At 62.4% G+C, this 16,907-nt stretch carries 18 protein-coding genes; 10 read left to right on the top strand and 8 right to left on the bottom strand.

All coding sequences use genetic code 11. The features are described from left to right. Nucleotides 1-86 precede the first annotated feature (86 nt). The 3 genes from DEJ54_RS13420 (at nt 87) to DEJ54_RS13410 (ending at nt 2,359) form a co-directional block, all read left to right on the top strand. Nucleotides 87-320, top strand: a complete 234-nt coding sequence (locus tag DEJ54_RS13420; RefSeq protein WP_113155012.1) for a BolA family protein — start codon at nt 87-89, stop codon at nt 318-320. 110 nt (nt 321-430) lie between these two features. Next, nucleotides 431-766 carry a Grx4 family monothiol glutaredoxin gene (grxD, locus tag DEJ54_RS13415; RefSeq protein ID WP_113156272.1) on the top strand — a complete coding sequence of 112 codons (336 nt, stop codon included), beginning with the start codon at nt 431-433 and terminating at the stop codon, nt 764-766. 348 nt (nt 767-1,114) lie between these two features. Next, nucleotides 1,115-2,359: a multidrug effflux MFS transporter gene (locus DEJ54_RS13410; protein WP_113155011.1), complete on the top strand. Its 1,245-nt coding sequence runs from the start codon at nt 1,115-1,117 to the stop codon at nt 2,357-2,359. On the opposite strand, the gene ttcA is transcribed toward DEJ54_RS13410, so the two are convergent. Beyond that, the gene (ttcA, locus tag DEJ54_RS13405) at nt 2,343-3,173 is read right to left on the bottom strand and encodes a tRNA 2-thiocytidine(32) synthetase TtcA (protein ID WP_113155010.1); all 831 of its coding nucleotides are present in this window, start codon (nt 3,171-3,173) and stop codon (nt 2,343-2,345) included. The genes DEJ54_RS13410 and ttcA overlap by 17 nt on opposite strands. A gap of 190 nt (nt 3,174-3,363) precedes the next feature. On the opposite strand from ttcA, the gene DEJ54_RS13400 reads away from it, so the two are divergent. From DEJ54_RS13400 to DEJ54_RS13390, 3 genes are read left to right on the top strand one after another with little or no spacing between them, the layout of a single operon-like run. Further along, nucleotides 3,364-4,359, top strand: coding sequence for a glycosyltransferase family 2 protein (locus DEJ54_RS13400; protein ID WP_113156271.1), 996 nt, complete (start codon nt 3,364-3,366; stop codon nt 4,357-4,359). Beyond that, entirely contained in the window at nt 4,352-5,164 is an 813-nt protein-coding gene (locus DEJ54_RS13395; RefSeq protein ID WP_113155009.1) for a ChbG/HpnK family deacetylase, read from the top strand. The genes DEJ54_RS13400 and DEJ54_RS13395 overlap by 8 nt, the downstream gene beginning before the upstream one ends. Further along, entirely contained in the window at nt 5,161-5,562 is a 402-nt protein-coding gene (locus tag DEJ54_RS13390; protein WP_113155008.1) for a GtrA family protein, read from the top strand. The genes DEJ54_RS13395 and DEJ54_RS13390 overlap by 4 nt, the downstream gene beginning before the upstream one ends. 72 nt (nt 5,563-5,634) lie before the next feature. Here DEJ54_RS13390 and DEJ54_RS13385 read toward each other — a convergent pair whose 3' ends face one another. From DEJ54_RS13385 to DEJ54_RS13360, 6 genes are all read right to left on the bottom strand, one after another. Next, nucleotides 5,635-7,125 (bottom strand): glycosyltransferase family 39 protein, encoded by a 1,491-nt coding sequence (locus DEJ54_RS13385; protein ID WP_245447560.1) that lies wholly within the window; start codon nt 7,123-7,125, stop codon nt 5,635-5,637. Between the two features lie 91 nt (nt 7,126-7,216). After that, the gene (rpsD, locus tag DEJ54_RS13380) at nt 7,217-7,834 is read right to left on the bottom strand and encodes a 30S ribosomal protein S4 (RefSeq protein ID WP_113155007.1); all 618 of its coding nucleotides are present in this window, start codon (nt 7,832-7,834) and stop codon (nt 7,217-7,219) included. A 279-nt stretch (nt 7,835-8,113) separates the two neighbouring features. Further along, entirely contained in the window at nt 8,114-8,929 is an 816-nt protein-coding gene (gene murI, locus DEJ54_RS13375; RefSeq protein ID WP_113155006.1) for a glutamate racemase, read from the bottom strand. 53 nt (nt 8,930-8,982) lie between these two features. Then, the gene (locus tag DEJ54_RS13370) at nt 8,983-9,768 is read right to left on the bottom strand and encodes an RNA methyltransferase (protein WP_113155005.1); all 786 of its coding nucleotides are present in this window, start codon (nt 9,766-9,768) and stop codon (nt 8,983-8,985) included. 47 nt (nt 9,769-9,815) lie between these two features. Beyond that, entirely contained in the window at nt 9,816-11,945 is a 2,130-nt protein-coding gene (locus tag DEJ54_RS13365) for a DUF294 nucleotidyltransferase-like domain-containing protein (protein ID WP_113155004.1), read from the bottom strand. Between the two features lie 113 nt (nt 11,946-12,058). Then, nucleotides 12,059-12,835: an NAD(P)H-dependent oxidoreductase gene (locus tag DEJ54_RS13360; protein WP_113155003.1), complete on the bottom strand. Its 777-nt coding sequence runs from the start codon at nt 12,833-12,835 to the stop codon at nt 12,059-12,061. A gap of 94 nt (nt 12,836-12,929) precedes the next feature. Between DEJ54_RS13360 and DEJ54_RS13355 the strand changes: the two genes are divergently transcribed. Both DEJ54_RS13355 and DEJ54_RS13350 read left to right on the top strand, forming a co-directional pair. Then, nucleotides 12,930-13,793, top strand: coding sequence for a LysR family transcriptional regulator (locus DEJ54_RS13355; RefSeq protein WP_113155002.1), 864 nt, complete (start codon nt 12,930-12,932; stop codon nt 13,791-13,793). A gap of 180 nt (nt 13,794-13,973) precedes the next feature. Continuing rightward, nucleotides 13,974-15,185 carry an NADP-dependent isocitrate dehydrogenase gene (locus tag DEJ54_RS13350; protein WP_113155001.1) on the top strand — a complete coding sequence of 404 codons (1,212 nt, stop codon included), beginning with the start codon at nt 13,974-13,976 and terminating at the stop codon, nt 15,183-15,185. 135 nt (nt 15,186-15,320) lie between these two features. Here the strand turns inward: DEJ54_RS13350 and DEJ54_RS13345 are convergent, their stop codons facing one another. After that, nucleotides 15,321-15,716 (bottom strand): GFA family protein, encoded by a 396-nt coding sequence (locus tag DEJ54_RS13345; protein WP_113156269.1) that lies wholly within the window; start codon nt 15,714-15,716, stop codon nt 15,321-15,323. A 192-nt stretch (nt 15,717-15,908) separates the two neighbouring features. Here DEJ54_RS13345 and DEJ54_RS13340 point away from each other — a divergent pair, with 192 nt between their 5' ends. Beyond that, on the top strand, nt 15,909-16,265 hold the full coding sequence (locus DEJ54_RS13340) for a hypothetical protein (RefSeq protein WP_113155000.1): 357 nt from the start codon (nt 15,909-15,911) through the stop codon (nt 16,263-16,265). Further along, nucleotides 16,262-16,888 carry a DedA family protein gene (locus tag DEJ54_RS13335; protein WP_113154999.1) on the top strand — a complete coding sequence of 209 codons (627 nt, stop codon included), beginning with the start codon at nt 16,262-16,264 and terminating at the stop codon, nt 16,886-16,888. The genes DEJ54_RS13340 and DEJ54_RS13335 overlap by 4 nt, the downstream gene beginning before the upstream one ends. Nucleotides 16,889-16,907: the final 19 nt, after the last annotated feature.

The following is a 16,907-nucleotide window of genomic DNA, read 5'->3' as shown; positions in this document are numbered from 1 at the left end:
GCCTTCGCGGGCTCACTGCGATTGACCTTGCCTGCCGGAACAGCCATATCTCGTTAAGACAGACTGTTTTGGAGACTCGCCTACCCATGGCTATGAATGCTTCTGATATCGAGCGCCTCATCAAGGAAGGCATCCCGGACGCCCAGGTCACCATCCGCGACCTTGCCGGCGACGGCGATCATTACGCCGCAGAGGTTGTGGCGGAGAGCTTCCGTGGCAAGTCGCGCGTGCAGCAGCACCAGATGGTCTACAACGCGCTCAAGGGCAATATGGGCGGTGCGCTCCATGCGCTCGCCCTGCAGACCAGCGCTCCGGACTGATTTCATCCGGAAAGTTTGACGCGTGGCGTTGCGCCATGGAAAATGGTGCAATACATAACGTTTGATGATGAAAATGCCGGGCCTTGAACCCGGACATGAAAGGACTTGCGATGAGCGGTATCAACGAATTCATCGATAATGAGGTCAAGAGCAGCGACGTTGTGCTGTTCATGAAGGGCACGCCCGGCTTTCCGCAGTGCGGTTTCTCCGGTCAGGTCGTCCAGATCCTCGACTATCTCGGCGTCGAGTACAAAGGCATCAACGTCCTCACCTCCGACGAGCTTCGTCAGGGCATCAAGGATTATTCCAACTGGCCGACCATCCCGCAGCTTTATGTGAAGGGTGAATTCGTTGGCGGTTGCGACATCATTCGTGAGATGTTCCAGGCCAGCGAGCTTCAGGCTTTCCTGAACGAAAAAGGCGTGGCAGCCAAAGGCGCCGCCTAAAAAGCTTTTCAGGACCGCGCCTGCTTTCACGCTGGCGCTCTCCTCTTTGGAAATGCGCTGGTTTTCGCCAGCGCATTTTTTCGCGTCTGAACATGCTTTTTCGCCCGCAGGGCAACTGGTGTTTTGACGCAGGAGATAAGCGCGCCTCGCCATGCGAGAACCCTCATGGATGTTTCGGGGGTTTCTCCTGGGCGGTACTGTTCGGGCGGACGCGCTGAAACCTTTTGCAGACGCGCGCCTCTGACGGCGCGGACGCCTGCCCCTGTTGACCGGCCCACCTGCCTTTTTACTGCGAGGGGGCGCGACCGGCCATTTGATTGCACGCATTGACGACCGCTGGAGAGATATATGCAGAAACCCGTTTCAGAAACCGCCCTTAAACCGCAAAGATCCCTCGGTCGTGTCGAATTCGTCGCGCTGACGGCAGCGCTCATGTCCATCAACGCGCTCGCCATCGACATCATGCTGCCCGCCCTTCAGCAGATTGGCGCGGAGCTGGGCGTCGATGACGAGAATTCGCGCCAGTATATCGTGACCGCCTATCTCGCAGGCCTCGGTGCGGGACAGCTCTTCTTCGGCCCCGTTTCGGACCGTTTCGGTCGCCGCGCGCCGCTCTTCTTCGGTCTCACGCTTTACGTGGCGACGTCGCTGATTGCGGCCATCTCGCCCAGCTTCGCCTTCATTCTGGTCCTGCGCTTCCTTCAGGGCGTTGCCGCTGCCGCGACGCGCGTTGTCGCCGTCTCCGTCATCCGCGATGTGTTTGGCGGTCGCCAGATGGCAGAAGTCCTCTCCATGGTCATGATGGTCTTCATGGTCATCCCCGTGATCGCTCCCAGCATCGGCCAGATCATCATGATCTTCGGCGACTGGTCGGAGATCTTCGTGGCGATGGCCGTTCTCGCCATCATCTTCGGCACCTGGGCGGCTTTCCGCCTACCCGAAACGCTTGCGCCGGAGAATCGCCGCCCCCTCACCGTCTCATCGATCACGAAGGGGTTCGGCATCGTTCTGACGAACCGCATCTCGCTCTGCTACACGCTGGCCACCACCAGCGTCTTCGGCGCGCTGTTCGGCTTCATCAGCTCCGCGCAGCAGATCTACACCGACGCTTTCGATCTGGCGGACTGGTTCCCGATCCTGTTTGCCGTCGGCGCCGGTCTGATGGCCGTCTCGTCCTTCACCAATTCGCGCCTCGTGGGCCGCATCGGCATGCGCCGCCTCTCCCACGGCGCACTGGTCGGCTTCACCACGGTCAGCCTGCTCTGGCTCGTTCTGGCCAGTATCGGCTTCATGCCGTTCTGGCTGTTCTTCCTGCTGTTCTCGGTCGCCATGTTCCAGTTCGGCTGGGTCGGCGCGAACTTCAACTCCATTGCCATGGAGCCGCTGGGCCACGTGGCGGGCACGGCAGCCGCCACGCAGGGCTTTCTCACCACGCTGGGCGGCGGCCTGATCGGCGCCTTCATCGGCCAGATGTTCGACGGTTCAACCGCCCCGCTCGCCACCGGCTATTTCATCACCGGGGCAGTCGGCATCGTTCTGGTGCTGGTCGCCGAGCGCGGACGCATGTTCCACGCGGTCAATCAGCCCGTGTAAGCCCCGCAAAGTCGAACAGTTTGCGATCCAGAAGATGAGACGGGCGCGCATTGGTCAGCGCCCGGATCATCGTGTCCTTGCGGCCGGGCATGCGGGCTTCGATGTCGGTCAGCATCGACTTCATTGCATTGCGCTGCAGCCCGTCCTGACTGCCGCACAGATCGCACGGAATGATCGGAAAATTCATGGCGTCGGCAAACTTCGCCATGTCGTTTTCCGCACAATAGCTGAGCGGGCGCAGCACCATCACGTCACCTTCATCGTTCAAAAGCTTGGGCGGCATCGCCGCCAGCCTGCCGCCGTGGAACAGGTTCATGAAGAAGGTTTCGAGAATGTCTTCCCGGTGATGACCGAGAACCAGCGAGGAGCAGCCCTCTTCGCGCGCGATCCGGTAGAGGTGCCCGCGCCGCAGCCGGGAGCAGAGCGAACAATAGGTGCTCGATTCGGGCAGTTTCTCGGTCACCACCGAATAGGTGTCCTGATACTCGATCCGGTGCGCGACCCCGAGACTGTCCAGATAATCCGGCAAAATATGTTTTGGAAAGTTCGGCTGCCCCTGATCCAGATTGCAGGCGAGAATCTCCACCGGCAAAAGGCCGCGCCACTGAAGATCCATCAGCACCGCCAGAAGCCCGTAGGAATCCTTGCCGCCCGAAAGCGCCACAAGCCAGCGCTCGCCGGGCTTCACCATGGCGAAATCCTCGATCGCCTGACGCGTGTTGCGCAGCAGGCGTTTGCGCAGCTTGTTGAACTCCACCGAAGACGGCATACCCTTCATGAAAGGTGGTGTGTCCTCGCCGGTCGGCGTTGCCATTTCAACGGTTTCCGCCGGTTCTTTCGGTTGCGCCAAGGTGCTATGCATGGGCGGGCCTTTGTCGGATCGTGTGATTTCGCGCCTTCCTATCAGAAGCCTTGCGGCAAGGCGACTTAACGAATAGGCATTTTCGACTTTCTGTTGGCAAATCACCTTTTGATCGTGTCACCTTTTTATGGAGATTGCGCGCGTGGCCAAACGGCTCGACATTCTGGTCCCGTTCCTCAACGAGCGGGAAAGTGTAGCCGGCTTCTGCGCCCTGGCTGGCGATTTGGCTGCGCAGGCAAAAGAACGCTTCGGCCTCGACGCCAATTTCATCTTCATCGATGACGGCAGCACCGATGGCGGTGGCGCGCTCTATGGCGAGCACATGACCGGCGACTGGTCGCTCATCACGCTCGCGCGCAATTTCGGCAAGGAAACGGCGATCCTCGCCGGTCTCGACCAGAGCGAGGGCGATTACGTCCTGCTCATGGATGCAGATCTCCAGCACACCGCCGATGTCGCGCTCGACATGATCGGCCGCATCATCGCCGATCCCGATCTCGACATGGTCTATGCCATTCGCGCCGACCGCGCCGAAAGCCGCACGCTCGGGCGTTATCTGGCCAACGGCTTCTACTGGCTCATCAATATGGGGCAGCGCTACGAAATCCCGGCCAATGCCGGCGACTTCCGCATCATGACCCGGCGCTTCGCCATGGCGCTCCGCCAGCTGCGCGACCAGCGCCGCTTCAACAAGGGCCTCTATGCGTGGACCGGTTTCCGGCAGGAACGCATTCTCTACAAGCCGGCAGACCGTCAGGGCGGCGAAAGCAAGTGGTCGCGCCGCAAGCTGATCGCCTTTTCGCTTGAAGGCTTCACCTCCTTCTCCGTCGTTCCGCTGCGCATGGTGTCGCTGTTTGGCGGCGGCGTTGCAGCACTCGGCTTCATCTACGGCATCAAGATCCTTCTGGAGGTTCTGTTCACCGGCGTCGCCGTTCCCGGCTATCCGAGCCTCATCGTCGCCGTGCTCGTGCTTGGCGGCCTCAACCTCGCCCTGACCGGCCTTGTCGGCGAATATGTCTGGTCGGCGCTGAGCGAGGCCAAGAACCGGCCGAACTACATCATCAAATCCATGTCCGGTCCAAGCGCCGTCCCGCTGGCCCAGACGCGCAAGACCGGCAGAGCGTCTCACGATGACTGAGCCCGCCGCCCGCTCGGTCTGGTTGATCGCCGACGATTACGGTTTCTCCCCTGCCGTCAGCGAAAGCATCCGCATGCTTCTCGCCAATGGCCGCCTGAGCGGCACGGGCTGCATGACGCTGTTCGATGACTGGCGCGATCACGCCGCCGCGCTGACAGCCACCAGCGGCAGCTTTGCGACCGGCATGCACCTCACCCTCACCGATTTTCCGGCCCTTTCCAGCGCTCGGAAAATGCCGGAGCTGAAACGGCTTCTGGCCAGTCATGACGATGATGCCGCCATCGCCGCCGAGGCCGATGCGCAGCTTGACCGTTTCCGCGAGGCGTTCGGCCGCAATCCCGATTTCATCGACGGGCACCAGCACGTTCATTTCCTGCCGCCGGTCCGGCGCTGGCTGGCCGCGCGCTTTGCCGATGCTCCCGCAGCCGAACGCCCCTGGCTTCGCGGCGCACCGACGCTGCGCGCCGCCCCGGCGCTCATCAAGGCCAAGATCGTGGTTGCCCGCCTGCTCGCACGCGGTTTCGATGCCGAAATGCGCCGGCACGGCTTTGCCGTCGAAGGCCCGCTCTGCGGCTTCTATGACTGGCGGCGCAAGGGCGCATTCTCCCGCGCGCTCGATCTCTTCATCGACAGGGCGCCCCATGGCAGCGTCATCATGTGCCATCCCGGCACGGTGGATGATGTGCTGCGCAGCCGCGACGTCTTCACCGATGCCCGCGCAGAAGAGCGCGATGCGCTCGCCGCAGACGCCTTTCCCGCCCGCCTTGCAGGCGCAGCGGTGTCATTGAGGCAGGCCCGTTCATGAGCGAAGGCGAGAACCGCACGCTTTCCGCAAAGCTGGGCCGCTTCGCGGTGGTCGGCGTTTTGAACACGGTGATCGACTTCGCCACCTTCACGGCGCTGATCGCCCTGTCTTTTGCGCCGCTGCTCGCCAATTTTCTCGGCTGGGCGGTGGCGGTGATCTTTTCCTTTGTCGTCAACTCACGCTGGACATTCGAGCGGGCGGAGCGTTTCAGCCTGCACAGGGCGTTTGCGAAATTCGCCGTCAGCGGCAGCATCATCTCGCTTGGCTCGTCGACGCTCACCGTCTATCTCCTGCCCCCGCTCACCGGTCTTTTCGCGGCCAAGCTGATCGGCATCGTGATCGGTGCGATCCTGAATTTCTTCGCCGCGCGCTGGTCCATAGAAGACCGCATCGTTTGAGGGAATTTCGGGTAAAACGAAGAAATTTCGTCCCGAATTTCCCAAAAACAGACCGTTTTTCCGAAAAAGAAATCAGGAGCCCTGAGCCGCCGGCGGCATGAAGAACAGCTGCACCGTCCAGCTGCGCTCACCGCCGAAACCGGGCACGGTCAGAACCTGCGTCTCCGCCCCTGCGCCCGCCAGTTCTTCAGCCTTTGCAAGACATCCCGACTGACCGTCAAAACAGGCAATCGCCATCCCCTTCTCGGCCACCGCCTGCGGCGAAACCCAGGGTGTCAGCGCATAGGAATTGCCCTGCATGGAGAAGGGCCGCGAGGCGGTGTAGAACGTGGTGCCGTTCGCCAGGATCTTGTCGCCCGCCACATGGGTGAGCGGCGTATCGAACCGGTCGTTCCAGGCCGCCTCGATCTCCGTTGCAATCGCGCGAACCGGCACATTGTTGTAGTGCGAGGTGTTCTTCGCCTCTTCCGCATAGATGAAGGGCGACAGCGCAAGAAGGGACGCGCCGTAGATCACCACGGCAGCGGGAATAGCCAGTTTCTGCGCCTCAAGCCGCCCCGGCTTGATGAGCAGAATCAAGAAGATGGGCGCGGCGAAATAGAGCGGCAGCGCCCAGACGGAGCTGAACTGTACCGTGAATGCAATGCCCAGAAGCAATGTCAGCGCCAGCGAGCCGAAACCGGTCCACAGAAGCGCCCTGCCGGCCAGCGTCTTGCGCAGCGCCAGGAAGGGCGTTGCATCAAACCACGGCCCGCGCCCGTTGCGCAGTATGGCGATCAGAAGCACCAGCACCACCGGCAGCATGTAAGCCAGAAGCGCGCCAAGGAAACGGGGGGCGGAGGTGATGCCGATCAGCGCGGAACCATCGCCCTGCTCCGACACATAGGTGAGCGGCAGGAAATCGTTGCCAACAAGCCAGATCAGATGCGGTGTCACCAGCGCGACAAAGACGAGGCTGGCAACCCAGACGCCGGGGCGCAGCAGCAGCCCGCGCGCTTCCCGGTCGATCAGGACATGAAGGACAATCGCGCCCAGAAGCGCGCCGGAGAAATATTTGATCAGCACCGAAGCCGCAGCCAGCGCGCCCAGAATGATGGCGTCGGAAAGCCGCTGCTTTTCAAGAAAGCGCAGATAGAACCAGACCGTCGCCGCCCAGAAAGGCAGCATCGCCGAATTGGCGTTGTACTTGATGGCTAAAAAGGTGACCGGCGGCAGGAAGAAGAAGAGCGCGGTGCTCAAAAACGCGCGCCACGGATCGAGAAACCGCACGGCGATGCGCCAGCTTGCAAACATGAGCGCGGCGCTGTTGACGGCCGACAGGAGATAGTAGGCCCAGTCCACATTCGGGAAGACGGAGAACCAGGCGGCCGTGATCCAGGCGAAAAGCGGCGGATGCTTGTAGTAGCCCTGCTCCCAGGCGATGCCCCAGGAGTAGTTTTCCAGCATGTCGCCGAAACCGTCGAGATTGAGCTGCGTCAGGCTCGCATAGACCGTCCATAAGCCCACGAAAAAGGCCAGCAACAAGCCCATCCGCAACCCGGACGCCTTCGCCAGTCCCGTCATGCAAGCACCTCGCCTCTTCCCGAAAAAAGACAAAAAAGAAGGCGCCCGGCCACTGGCAGGACGCCCCCCAAAAATTACCTGCCGAAAGGTATCAGCGCGAGTAATACTCGACAACCAGGTTCGGCTCCATATGCACGGCATACGGCACATCGGAGATGGCCGGAACGCGCAGATAGGTGGCAACCATCTTGTTGTGGTCGACTTCGACATAGTCCGGAACATCGCGCTCTGCGAGCTGCGTTGCTTCCATGACGATGGCGAGCTGCTTCGACTTTTCCTTGACCTCGATCACGTCGCCAGCCTTACAGCGGTAGGACGGGATGTTGACGCGGCGGCCGTTGACCAGGATGTGACCATGGTTCACGAACTGGCGCGCAGCGAAGATCGTCGGAACGAATTTGGCGCGGTAGACCACGGCGTCGAGACGGGACTCCAGGAGACCGATCAGGTTCTCGTTGGTGTCGCCCTTGCGACGGTTCGCCTCGTCGTAGGTCTTGCGGAACTGCTTTTCCGAAATGTCGCCGTAGTGACCTTTCAGCTTCTGCTTGGCGCGCAGCTGCAGACCGAAGTCCGAGAGCTTGCCCTTGCGGCGCTGACCGTGCTGGCCGGGGCCATATTCACGACGGTTGACCGGGGACTTCGGACGGCCCCAAATGTTTTCGCCAAGACGGCGATCAAGCTTGTACTTTGCAGAATGGCGCTTGCTCATCGCATTCCCTTTCATATCAAAAACACCGAAGCCGAAGCTCCGGACGAAGGAAACGCGCCCTCCTCTGGCCTCCGTTTTCGAGACCTGACAGGACATGCCACGCACGCTAATGCGGCTTGTCCACGGGACACGTTAAAAAGCGCGGCAGCCGGAAGCCATCGCGCTTGAGCGGGTGATTATGCCAGCGCGCCCCGAATGTCAACCGAAACGCGATATCTTGGCGAAAGACGGGGCCGGGCCGGTTCCGCAAATTCCGGACCCTGAAGAAAGCGCGGATGCTCAGCGCATCCTGAAGCCGAATCCGGACAGCAGCCGGCGATAGCCTTCTGCGGGTGCGCCGGAGGTGAAATGGGCGATGTCTGCGCCATTGCCATTTCCATCGCCGCCGCCATGGGCCGCGGATGATGGCGCGGTCAGATTTGCCGACAGCGCCAGCGCGCGGCGGGCAATCGCCTCTGACGTGTCGATCCAGTCGACCGGCCATGGCGCGGTCTTGCGCATGCGGTTGACCAGGAAGGGATAATGCGTGCAGGCCAGAACCACGATATCGGTGCGCCCGCCATCCTGATCGACGAAACAGGGCGCGATTTCGGCCTCGACGGCAGCCTCATCGACGAAGCCTTCGCGCATATATTGCTCGGCAAGGGCTGCGAGATTTTCGCTGCCCACGAGCCGCACATGGCACTTCGCAGCATAATCGCGGATGAGGTCGCGGGTGTATTGCCGCTTCACCGTGCCCGGCGTGGCAAGAACGGAAACGAGGCCTGAGCGGGTGCGCTCCGCAGCCGGTTTGATGGCCGGAACCGTGCCGACAAAGACCTCGTTTGGAAACGCCTCGCGCAGACGATGGATGGCGAGCGTGGATGCCGTATTGCAGGCGATGACCGACATGACCGGCCTGTAGGTGTCGAGGAGATCGGCAAAGAGGCCGACCATGCGCTCCAAAAGCGCCTCTTCTTCCCACGCGCCATAGGGAAAGGCGGCATCGTCCGCCACATAGACGTAAGGCCGCCCCGGCAGAAGAATGCGCGCTTCCTTGACGACCGACAGGCCGCCAATGCCCGAATCGAAGAAAAGGATCGGCCGCGTTTCCATCTTCATCTCCGATCCATCTCTATCGCCGCCACTCTATCGCCACCACTTTGCGGTCAACGCTCAGGCGCGCCAGAACCGCGCGGATTCCTGGGCGAAAATTTCTCAAGCGACGTCAACACGCCGCGCAGCACGGCAAGCTCCTCGACGGTGAAACCCGGCCGCGTGAACAGGGCGCGCAGGTTCTCCATCATCTTTGGCTTCTTGTCTTCCGTGCGGAAATAACCGCGCTCGTCGAGCACATTGTCGAGATAGCCCATCAGGCTCTCAATATGCAGCTTCTGTGCGGGCGCAAGCGCCTGCTCCGGCGGCGTGACGGCCTGATCGCCGGTCTTGATCCACTCATAGGACATGAGAAGCACGGCCTGCGCGATGTTGAGCGAGGCGAAGGCCGGATTGACCGGAAACGTGACGATCTCGTCGGCGAGCGCCACTTCCTCATTGGTGAGGCCCCAGCGCTCGCGCCCGAACATGATGCCGGTCTTCTGGCCGCCGGCAAAACGGCTGCGCAGATCGCTTGCCGCTTCGACCGGCCCGCGCACGGGCTTGAAATTGTCACGCGGGCGGGCCGTCGTCGCCAGGACGAAATTGAGATCGGCCACCGCTTCGCTCGGCGTCTCGTAGACGGTCGCCGCATCGATGACGTGGTCTGCGCGGCTTGCAGAAGCGCGCGCCTTTTCATTCGGCCAGCCATCGCGCGGGGCGACGAGCCGCAGCTCCGCCAGACCAAAATTGGCCATGGCGCGCGCCACCATGCCGATGTTCTCGCCCAGTTGCGGCTCCACCAGAATGATCGCCGGGCCTTCCGCGAGCATGTCCTGCTGTTTGTCTGTTCCTGCCATAATGCGGTGCTGTTACCCGCTTCACGCGCTGCGGTAAAGCGCGCAGTTCATCCATTCACGAACATGGCGTTGCGCACGAGCTGCGGAATGATGGCCACGCTCTTCAGCGCATCTTTCAGCGTTTTCTGCTGACGCGCGGTGAGACGCTCGGGCGCGACATTGTTGGAAAGAGGAATGCCGAGCGCGATGTCGTCCACCTGCTGCTCCAGAACGAGTGTTAGGAAAAAGCGGTGCGCATCACGCAGCGCCAGAAGATCGTTGCGCGGCATGCCCGGATGTTCGGCCAGCGCCTCAAGCCGCGCACGGGTGGAGGCGCGCGGCAAGTGGTGCCGGATCGCCAGCGCGCGCGCCATCGCCGCAATGGGAAAGAGACCATGCATTTTGAGATCGACCCGCCCCTCCTCCAGCCTGAACCCACCGAACAGGGTGAAAGGGTTGTTCATGTCGCGCACGCTCTCGCCCAGAAGCTTGGCGAACTCGATCTGCTCCGATCCGCGTTTCCATGCATGGGCGCTGAGCGCTCTCACGAGGCGTTCGTCGCCATGGACGGCGCGCAGGTCGTAAAAGATATCGACGTTCAGAAGATCCTGCGGGCGCGCCTTCGTCACCCATTCATCCACGCGCTGCCGCCAGGTTTCCGCCGAGCCGCGCCACAGCGCATTGCGCGCCATGACCCCGCCCTTGCAAAGGGGGATTGCGGCGGCGTGAAGATGGTCGGCGAAACGGGCTCCCAGTTCCGCAAACCAGCGGTCCTGCGGGCCATCCGGTTCGCCTTCGGCGAAGATCAGCGCATTGTCCTGATCGGGGGCAAGCAGGCTTTCGCCGCGCCCGCCAGAGCCCAGAACCATGACCGCGAAGGCACAGGGCGGCTTGCCCTCGCCCGCCGCCTCCATGTCGTGAAGCGCCATCTCGCAGGCCCGCGCGGTCATCGCGCACAGGACGCCGGAGATGATTTCCGTGATGCTGCGTGTGTCGATCTCCTCGTCAAGCAGCGCCGACGCAACCACGGCAACACGCGACCACGCGCCCGCAAGATCAGCCGGGGTGTCGGCGTTTTCGATGCGCGCCTGAAGATCGACCGCAGCACCGGCGCGAAATTTTAGAAAATCGCGCGCGGAGATGACGCCCGCCAGCCGGCCATCGGCATCGCTGACGCCCAGATGGCGGATCTTTCTGCGGTTCATCAGCCCGAGCGCCCGGTAGAAGAAAGCACTGCCCTCGATGGCGATCAGCGGGCCAGCGGCAATGCCCGAGACCGGGCCGGCAAGCGCCTTGCCGCCGGACGAAGCCACCGCGCGCAGCACATCGCGTTCCGTCACGATGGCGTATCGCTCCGCCGGGCCGCCCGGTGCGCCATCGGATGAGAGAAGCAGCGAGCTGATGCGGCGCTCGGCCATGATGCAGGCGGCTTCCTGCACCGAAATGTCGTCGCGCGCGATCACCGGCCCGGCGCTGGCCGCCTCGGCCACGCGATGGCTGAACGCGTAAGGGTCGATGGCCTCAAGTGCGTGGCGGGACGCGCCATTGCGGCGCAGGAAGGGCTCGCTCCAGCCCGCCTCGGCCTGCTGGCGCAGCGCCTGTGAACGCAGGCTCGACGCGCGCTCCGCCTCCGCCACGGTGCGGATGCCGCGCCCGGCAAGATGCGGGGCGAGTGCTGTGAAGACCTCGCCGGCAATGCGCGCATCGGCAAGCGCCGAATGGCGGCCGGACGTTTCCACCTCAAGCCAGGCGGCAATGGCGTCGAGCGAGGCGTCCGGCAGTTCGGGATTGACGATGCCGGCCAGCATGCGCACGCAAAGCGTTCGCGGGGCCTGCCATAAAAGGCCGGCGCGGTGCGCCTCGCGCTCCAGAACCGCCAGATCGAAGCCCAGCGCATAGCCGACCAGTAGCCGGCCGCCGCGATACTCTTCGAAACGCTGCCAGGCATCGGCAAAATCCGGCGCGGTGCGCAGCATCTGACCGGTGATACCGTGAATGGCGGTGGAGCGCGGCGGGATCGGAACGCCCGGATCGACCAGCGTTTCGAACGCATCGTCAGCGCGCAACCGCCCTTCCACCAGCGCCATGCCGCCAAGCTGCAGAATGCGCGCTTCCTTGACATCAAGGCCGGTGGTCTCGGTGTCGAACGCCACAGCATTGGCCGCGATAAGGGGCGTGGCGTCGGTTACGGCTTTCACGACAGATCCCCCTCTTTGCGCCGGAATGGCCGGTTTTAGCGAATTTTGCCTCAAACCACGCCCGATTTCACGCCAGAATGCGCCATTCTGGACCAAAGTCTGATGGCTGTGCGCTAACGTGCGCCCTGGCGCGAGCGAAAGCGCAGTGCTTCGTCCGCCCCATCGGCGCAGAGCGGGAGACCGGCCTCATCCCAGTCGTTCCAGCCGGAAAAGGGCAGCGGTGTTTCATCGGCAATCGTTGCAAGCCGCGCTTCCCATGCACGGCGACGGGCATCGAGCCGCCGCGACTTCTCCTCATCGCTGTCATAGCGGTAGCCATGGCCCGCGACGCCAAAGCTGAGAAAGGGCGGCAGGACGGAGAAGCCCATATAGTTGAGCGAATAGTGGATCGGCCACAAAAGCAGCTCGATATCGCCGCTGCGCCCGCCGGGGGCAAAAGAGGCTTCGGGCGCGCCGGTGGTGAGCGAAACCACCGCCTGCCTGCCGCGAAAAACGCCCCGGTCATAGCGCTTCGTTCCGCTGTAGAGCAGACCGTTGACGAAGACCCGGTCGAACCAGCCCTTCAGGATGGCCGGCTGGGCGTGCCACCAGAGCGGGAACTGGAAGATGACCAGATCGGCCCGCTCAATGCGCGCGATCTCACGGCTGACATCGGCGGCAAGCGTGCCCTGCCGGCCTGCATGGCGCTGCTCTGCAAGCGTGGCAAACTGGTCCGGGTCGAGCCGGTTCTCATAATGCCGCGCGCCTTCAACCGGGTCGAACCCCTCTCCATAGAGGTCTGACACCTCGACCGTGTGGCCGAGCGCCTGAAGCCGACGGATGGCGGCGTCTTTGAGCGTTCCGTTGAAGGATGCGGGCTCGGGATGCGCGAAAACGATCAGCGCGTGCATCGGCTTTCTCCTGCATTGTGCTCTGTTTCGACAGGATCTAGGCTGTTTTCTGACGAACTTCGATTGAGCAAAACCGGAAACCGAGCTTGCAAAAATGAACAACGCGCTGGAATGGGACAATCTGCGGCTGGTGCTGGCGGTGGGCCGCGCGGGCACGCTGACGGGGGCCGCCAAGGCGCTTGGCGTCAGCCACCCGACCGTGTTTCGCAGGCTTGGCGAGATGGAGCGTCGCATCGGGGTGACCCTGTTCGAGCGCTCACGCCATGGCTATGCGCCCACACCCGCGGGCGAAGAGGCGATTGCGGCGGCCGGCCGGGTCGAGACCGAGGTGCATGCGCTGGAGCGGCAGGTGATCGGACGCGACCTGCGGCCTTCCGGCACGGTGAGCGTGACCAGCACGGACGCGCTCCATGGCTTCTGCCTTGCGCCGCTTCTGGCCCGTTTCTGCAGCGCGTTTCCCGAGATCGAGCTGAATGTCGTTCTTTCAAACAGCGTGCTCGATCTGACGGAGCGCGAGGCCGACATCGCGATCAGACCGGCGACAGCACCGCCCGGCCACCTTGTCGGGCGAAGGCTGGGCGTGATCCGCCAGTCGATTTATGTGCGGCGCGGCCTGCTGGGCGGGCCATGGCGGAAATCGACGCTCGGCTGGATCTGGCCGGAGCGCCATATGGGCTATGCGGCGCTGGAAAGCTGGATGAAGGCCGAAAGCCATGCGCAGAACTGCCGCATGCGCGTGAATGCGACGCCGGGCATGCTGGCGGCTACAAAGCACGGCGTCGGGCTCGCCGTTCTGCCGGACTATGCAGCCGCAGACGATCCCGATCTGGAATGTGTGGAAGCCGTTCCCGCGCTGGATGTGGATCTGTGGCTCCTCACCCATCCGACCTTAAGGCGCGCAGCGCGCATACGCGCGCTGATGGACTTTGTCGCGGATGCTGCAAGGGACCGTTTCTGACACGCGCGCGGCGGGAAGAGTGGCGCATCATGCCGGCGACACGCGTGTGGTTACGCGGCGCCAGGGGTAAAACATTCCTCCCCGCTTTGCGCTTTCTGCAAGGAGTGCTATAGGGCAGCCGACCTTTGCGCGGCCGGTCTTCGCCGCGTCGTTTCACACTCTATAGTTGGGAGCTTTTTCATGGGTAAGATCAAGGTGGACAATCCAGTCGTCGAGCTCGACGGCGATGAGATGACCCGGATCATCTGGCAGTTCATCAAGGAAAAGCTGATCCATCCCTATCTCGACATCGACCTGAAATATTACGATCTGGGCATCGAATCCCGTGACGCCACGGACGACCAGATCACCGTCGATGCAGCCAATGCGATCAAGGAATACGGCGTCGGCGTGAAGTGCGCGACGATCACCCCGGATGAGGCGCGCGTCGAGGAATTTGGCCTGAAGCGCATGTACCGTTCGCCGAACGGCACGATCCGCAACATTCTCGGCGGCGTGATCTTCCGCGAGCCGATCATCATGAAGAACGTTCCGCGCCTGGTTCCGGGCTGGACGCAGCCGATCATCGTTGGCCGTCACGCATTCGGCGACCAGTACCGCGCCACCGACTTCAAGTTTCCCGGCAAGGGCAAGCTGACGATCAAGTTCGTTGGTGACGACGGCCAGGAGATCGAGCACGAAGTGTTCGACGCCCCCTCCTCCGGCGTTGCCATGGCCATGTACAATCTCGACGATTCGATCCGCGATTTCGCACGCGCCTCGATGAACTACGCGCTGATGCGCAAGGTTCCCTGCTACCTCTCCACGAAGAACACGATCCTCAAGGCCTATGACGGCCGCTTCAAGGATCTGTTCCAGGAGATCTACGAGGCCGAGTTCGAGGCGAAGTTCAAGGAAGCCAAGATCTGGTACGAGCATCGCCTGATCGACGACATGGTCGCTTCCGCTCTCAAGTGGTCGGGCGGTTATGTCTGGGCCTGTAAGAACTACGATGGCGACGTGCAGTCCGACACGGTTGCGCAGGGCTTCGGCTCGCTCGGCCTGATGACCTCGGTTCTGATGACGCCGGATGGCAACACGGTTGAAGCCGAAGCCGCACACGGCACGGTGACCCGCCACTACCGCCAGCACCAGAAGGGCGAGGAAACCTCGACCAACTCCATCGCTTCGATCTTCGCCTGGACGCGTGGCCTCGCCCACCGCGCCAAGCTGGACGACAATGCGGAGCTGGCGCAGTTCGCACAGACGCTTGAGCAGGTCTGCATCGACACCGTCGAATCGGGCTTCATGACCAAGGATCTGGCGCTGCTGATCGGTCCGGACCAGCCCTGGCTCTCGACCACCGGCTTCCTCGACAAGATCGACGAGAACCTTCAGAAGGCAATGAGCTAGGCAGCTCTTCGCGCATTCAGCGCGCATTGAAGATCAAAACGGCCGGAACCTCGCGTTCCGGCCGTTTCTTTTTGCGCATCGATGGCGGGGCGCAGGCGGCCCGGCAGGCCGACGATCCCGAAATGGCTCAACAGGTTATGAGGGAGGATGCCCCTCGAACTGCGGAGCCTCGTCGCAGATCTCATACCAGCCCGGCTTTTCGGAGGTGAACTCGTGGAACTTGACCTTGAGGTCGATCTCCGTGTCCAGCGCGTTCGCGGCGATGGGGAAGGTTTCACTTTCCGACAGGATCTCGCCAAGGGACGTTCCGCAAACACTGCAGAAACAGCGCCCATACTGATAAGGCGGTCCCGGCTCGTAGAGCGCGACATTCTCCCGGCCCTCAAGCCATTTCAGGTCTTCGCGCTTTATGAAAGCGATGGTGCTGGCGCCGACTTTTCGACATCGCGAGCAGTGGCAGGTGCCCATCATGGATGGCTTCGCCAGCAACTCGAACTTAACGGCTCCGCAACAGCAGCTCCCTTTGATCATGGCATATTCCTTTATTTTAGCCGGAATCAAAAAGAACATTACGTGAACATTTAAATTTGAGCAATGAATGCGCCACCGGCGAAGCGCAGGAAATGCAAGATGTCGAAAGCCGGACATTGTGCCTCTTTGCACTCGACATATGCGCCCCATCCCTGCGAGATAAGGTGAACGGCAATCACTCTGGGGCGATGCATGCGCGGCGCGATAAAATCCCTGTGGCAGCACAACAGGCTGCTCTTCATCGCCTTCTGCGTTGCCCTGCTCGTCACGCTGTTTCTGGCCGTGCGCACCGTCGCCTTCTACGCCTACTGGTCGAGCCATCGTTCGGTGCCCGTCGAGGAGTGGATGACGATTGGCTATGTCGCCCGCTCATGGGAGGTGCCGCCGCAGGAGTTGCGCGGCCTGCTCGACCTTTCGGTGGAGAACCATGACCGGCGCAGCATCGCGCAGATCGCGAGGGAGCGTGAGGTTCCGGCCACTGCCCTTGTCCGCGAGGTGGAGCAGGCTGTGGAGACACTGCGTGCCGAGGGCGGGGAAACGGCGCAGTGACAGAGGAGATCCTTGCTCTTTTCGCGCTTTACGGCCTGCCCGGCATCTGCGTGATCCTCGCGGCTGGCCAGTTTGGCGTTCCGCTTCCCACCTCGATCCTTCTGATGACAGCGGGCGCGCTGATTGCCGATGGCGACCTGACGCCGACCCAGGTTTTCGCCTGGGCACTTGCGGGCGCAGTGCTCGGCGACCAGTTGAGCTATGCGGTTGCGCGCTTTGGCGGACGCAGCCTGCTGGACCGCGTGTTCAAAGGCGGAACGTCCGAGACCGGAAGCTTCGCCCGGGCGGAGCGTTTTTCGGCCAGATGGGGCGGGTTCGGCGTTTTCTTCAGCCGCTGGCTGGTGAGCCCTCTCGGGCCATGGATCAACCTGACCAGCGGGCTGGCGCGCTATCACTGGGGCAAGTTCCTGTTCTGGGATGTTGCGGGCGAAAGCGTGTGGATCATCGGTTATCTGTCGATCGGCTATGCCTTCAGCCGCTCCATCGCCGGAATTGCCGAACTTCTGGCCAATCTGGGCTGGCTGATCGGCGCGGCCGCCGTGACGCTGCTCCTGGGCGTGCTGATGTGGCGGGCGGTGAAAAGGCACCGCGCGCGCAGCGCCAGCGGCACACGCAACGCCTGAGCCGGATACAAAAACGCCG

The sequence above is a fragment of the Nitratireductor sp. OM-1 genome (assembly GCF_003296175.1).
Lineage (GTDB): Bacteria > Pseudomonadota > Alphaproteobacteria > Rhizobiales > Rhizobiaceae > Nitratireductor > Nitratireductor aquimarinus.
This window is presented reverse-complemented; position numbering and strand designations above follow the sequence as displayed.

What these genes read in the sequence shown, in the direction of transcription:
- DEJ54_RS13420 (WP_113155012.1), top strand. Translation starts at nt 87, where the DNA reads ATGGCTATGAATGCTTCTGATATCGAGCGCCTCATCAAGGAAGGCATC.
- grxD (WP_113156272.1), top strand. Translation starts at nt 431, where the DNA reads ATGAGCGGTATCAACGAATTCATCGATAATGAGGTCAAGAGCAGCGAC.
- DEJ54_RS13410 (WP_113155011.1), top strand. Translation starts at nt 1,115, where the DNA reads ATGCAGAAACCCGTTTCAGAAACCGCCCTTAAACCGCAAAGATCCCTC.
- ttcA (WP_113155010.1), bottom strand. Translation starts at nt 3,173, where the DNA reads ATGGCAACGCCGACCGGCGAGGACACACCACCTTTCATGAAGGGTATG.
- DEJ54_RS13395 (WP_113155009.1), top strand. Translation starts at nt 4,352, where the DNA reads ATGACTGAGCCCGCCGCCCGCTCGGTCTGGTTGATCGCCGACGATTAC.
- DEJ54_RS13390 (WP_113155008.1), top strand. Translation starts at nt 5,161, where the DNA reads ATGAGCGAAGGCGAGAACCGCACGCTTTCCGCAAAGCTGGGCCGCTTC.
- DEJ54_RS13385 (WP_245447560.1), bottom strand. Translation starts at nt 7,125, where the DNA reads ATGACGGGACTGGCGAAGGCGTCCGGGTTGCGGATGGGCTTGTTGCTG.
- rpsD (WP_113155007.1), bottom strand. Translation starts at nt 7,834, where the DNA reads ATGAGCAAGCGCCATTCTGCAAAGTACAAGCTTGATCGCCGTCTTGGC.
- murI (WP_113155006.1), bottom strand. Translation starts at nt 8,929, where the DNA reads ATGGAAACGCGGCCGATCCTTTTCTTCGATTCGGGCATTGGCGGCCTG.
- DEJ54_RS13370 (WP_113155005.1), bottom strand. Translation starts at nt 9,768, where the DNA reads ATGGCAGGAACAGACAAACAGCAGGACATGCTCGCGGAAGGCCCGGCG.
- DEJ54_RS13360 (WP_113155003.1), bottom strand. Translation starts at nt 12,835, where the DNA reads ATGCACGCGCTGATCGTTTTCGCGCATCCCGAGCCCGCATCCTTCAAC.
- DEJ54_RS13355 (WP_113155002.1), top strand. Translation starts at nt 12,930, where the DNA reads ATGAACAACGCGCTGGAATGGGACAATCTGCGGCTGGTGCTGGCGGTG.
- DEJ54_RS13350 (WP_113155001.1), top strand. Translation starts at nt 13,974, where the DNA reads ATGGGTAAGATCAAGGTGGACAATCCAGTCGTCGAGCTCGACGGCGAT.
- DEJ54_RS13345 (WP_113156269.1), bottom strand. Translation starts at nt 15,716, where the DNA reads ATGATCAAAGGGAGCTGCTGTTGCGGAGCCGTTAAGTTCGAGTTGCTG.
- DEJ54_RS13340 (WP_113155000.1), top strand. Translation starts at nt 15,909, where the DNA reads ATGCGCGGCGCGATAAAATCCCTGTGGCAGCACAACAGGCTGCTCTTC.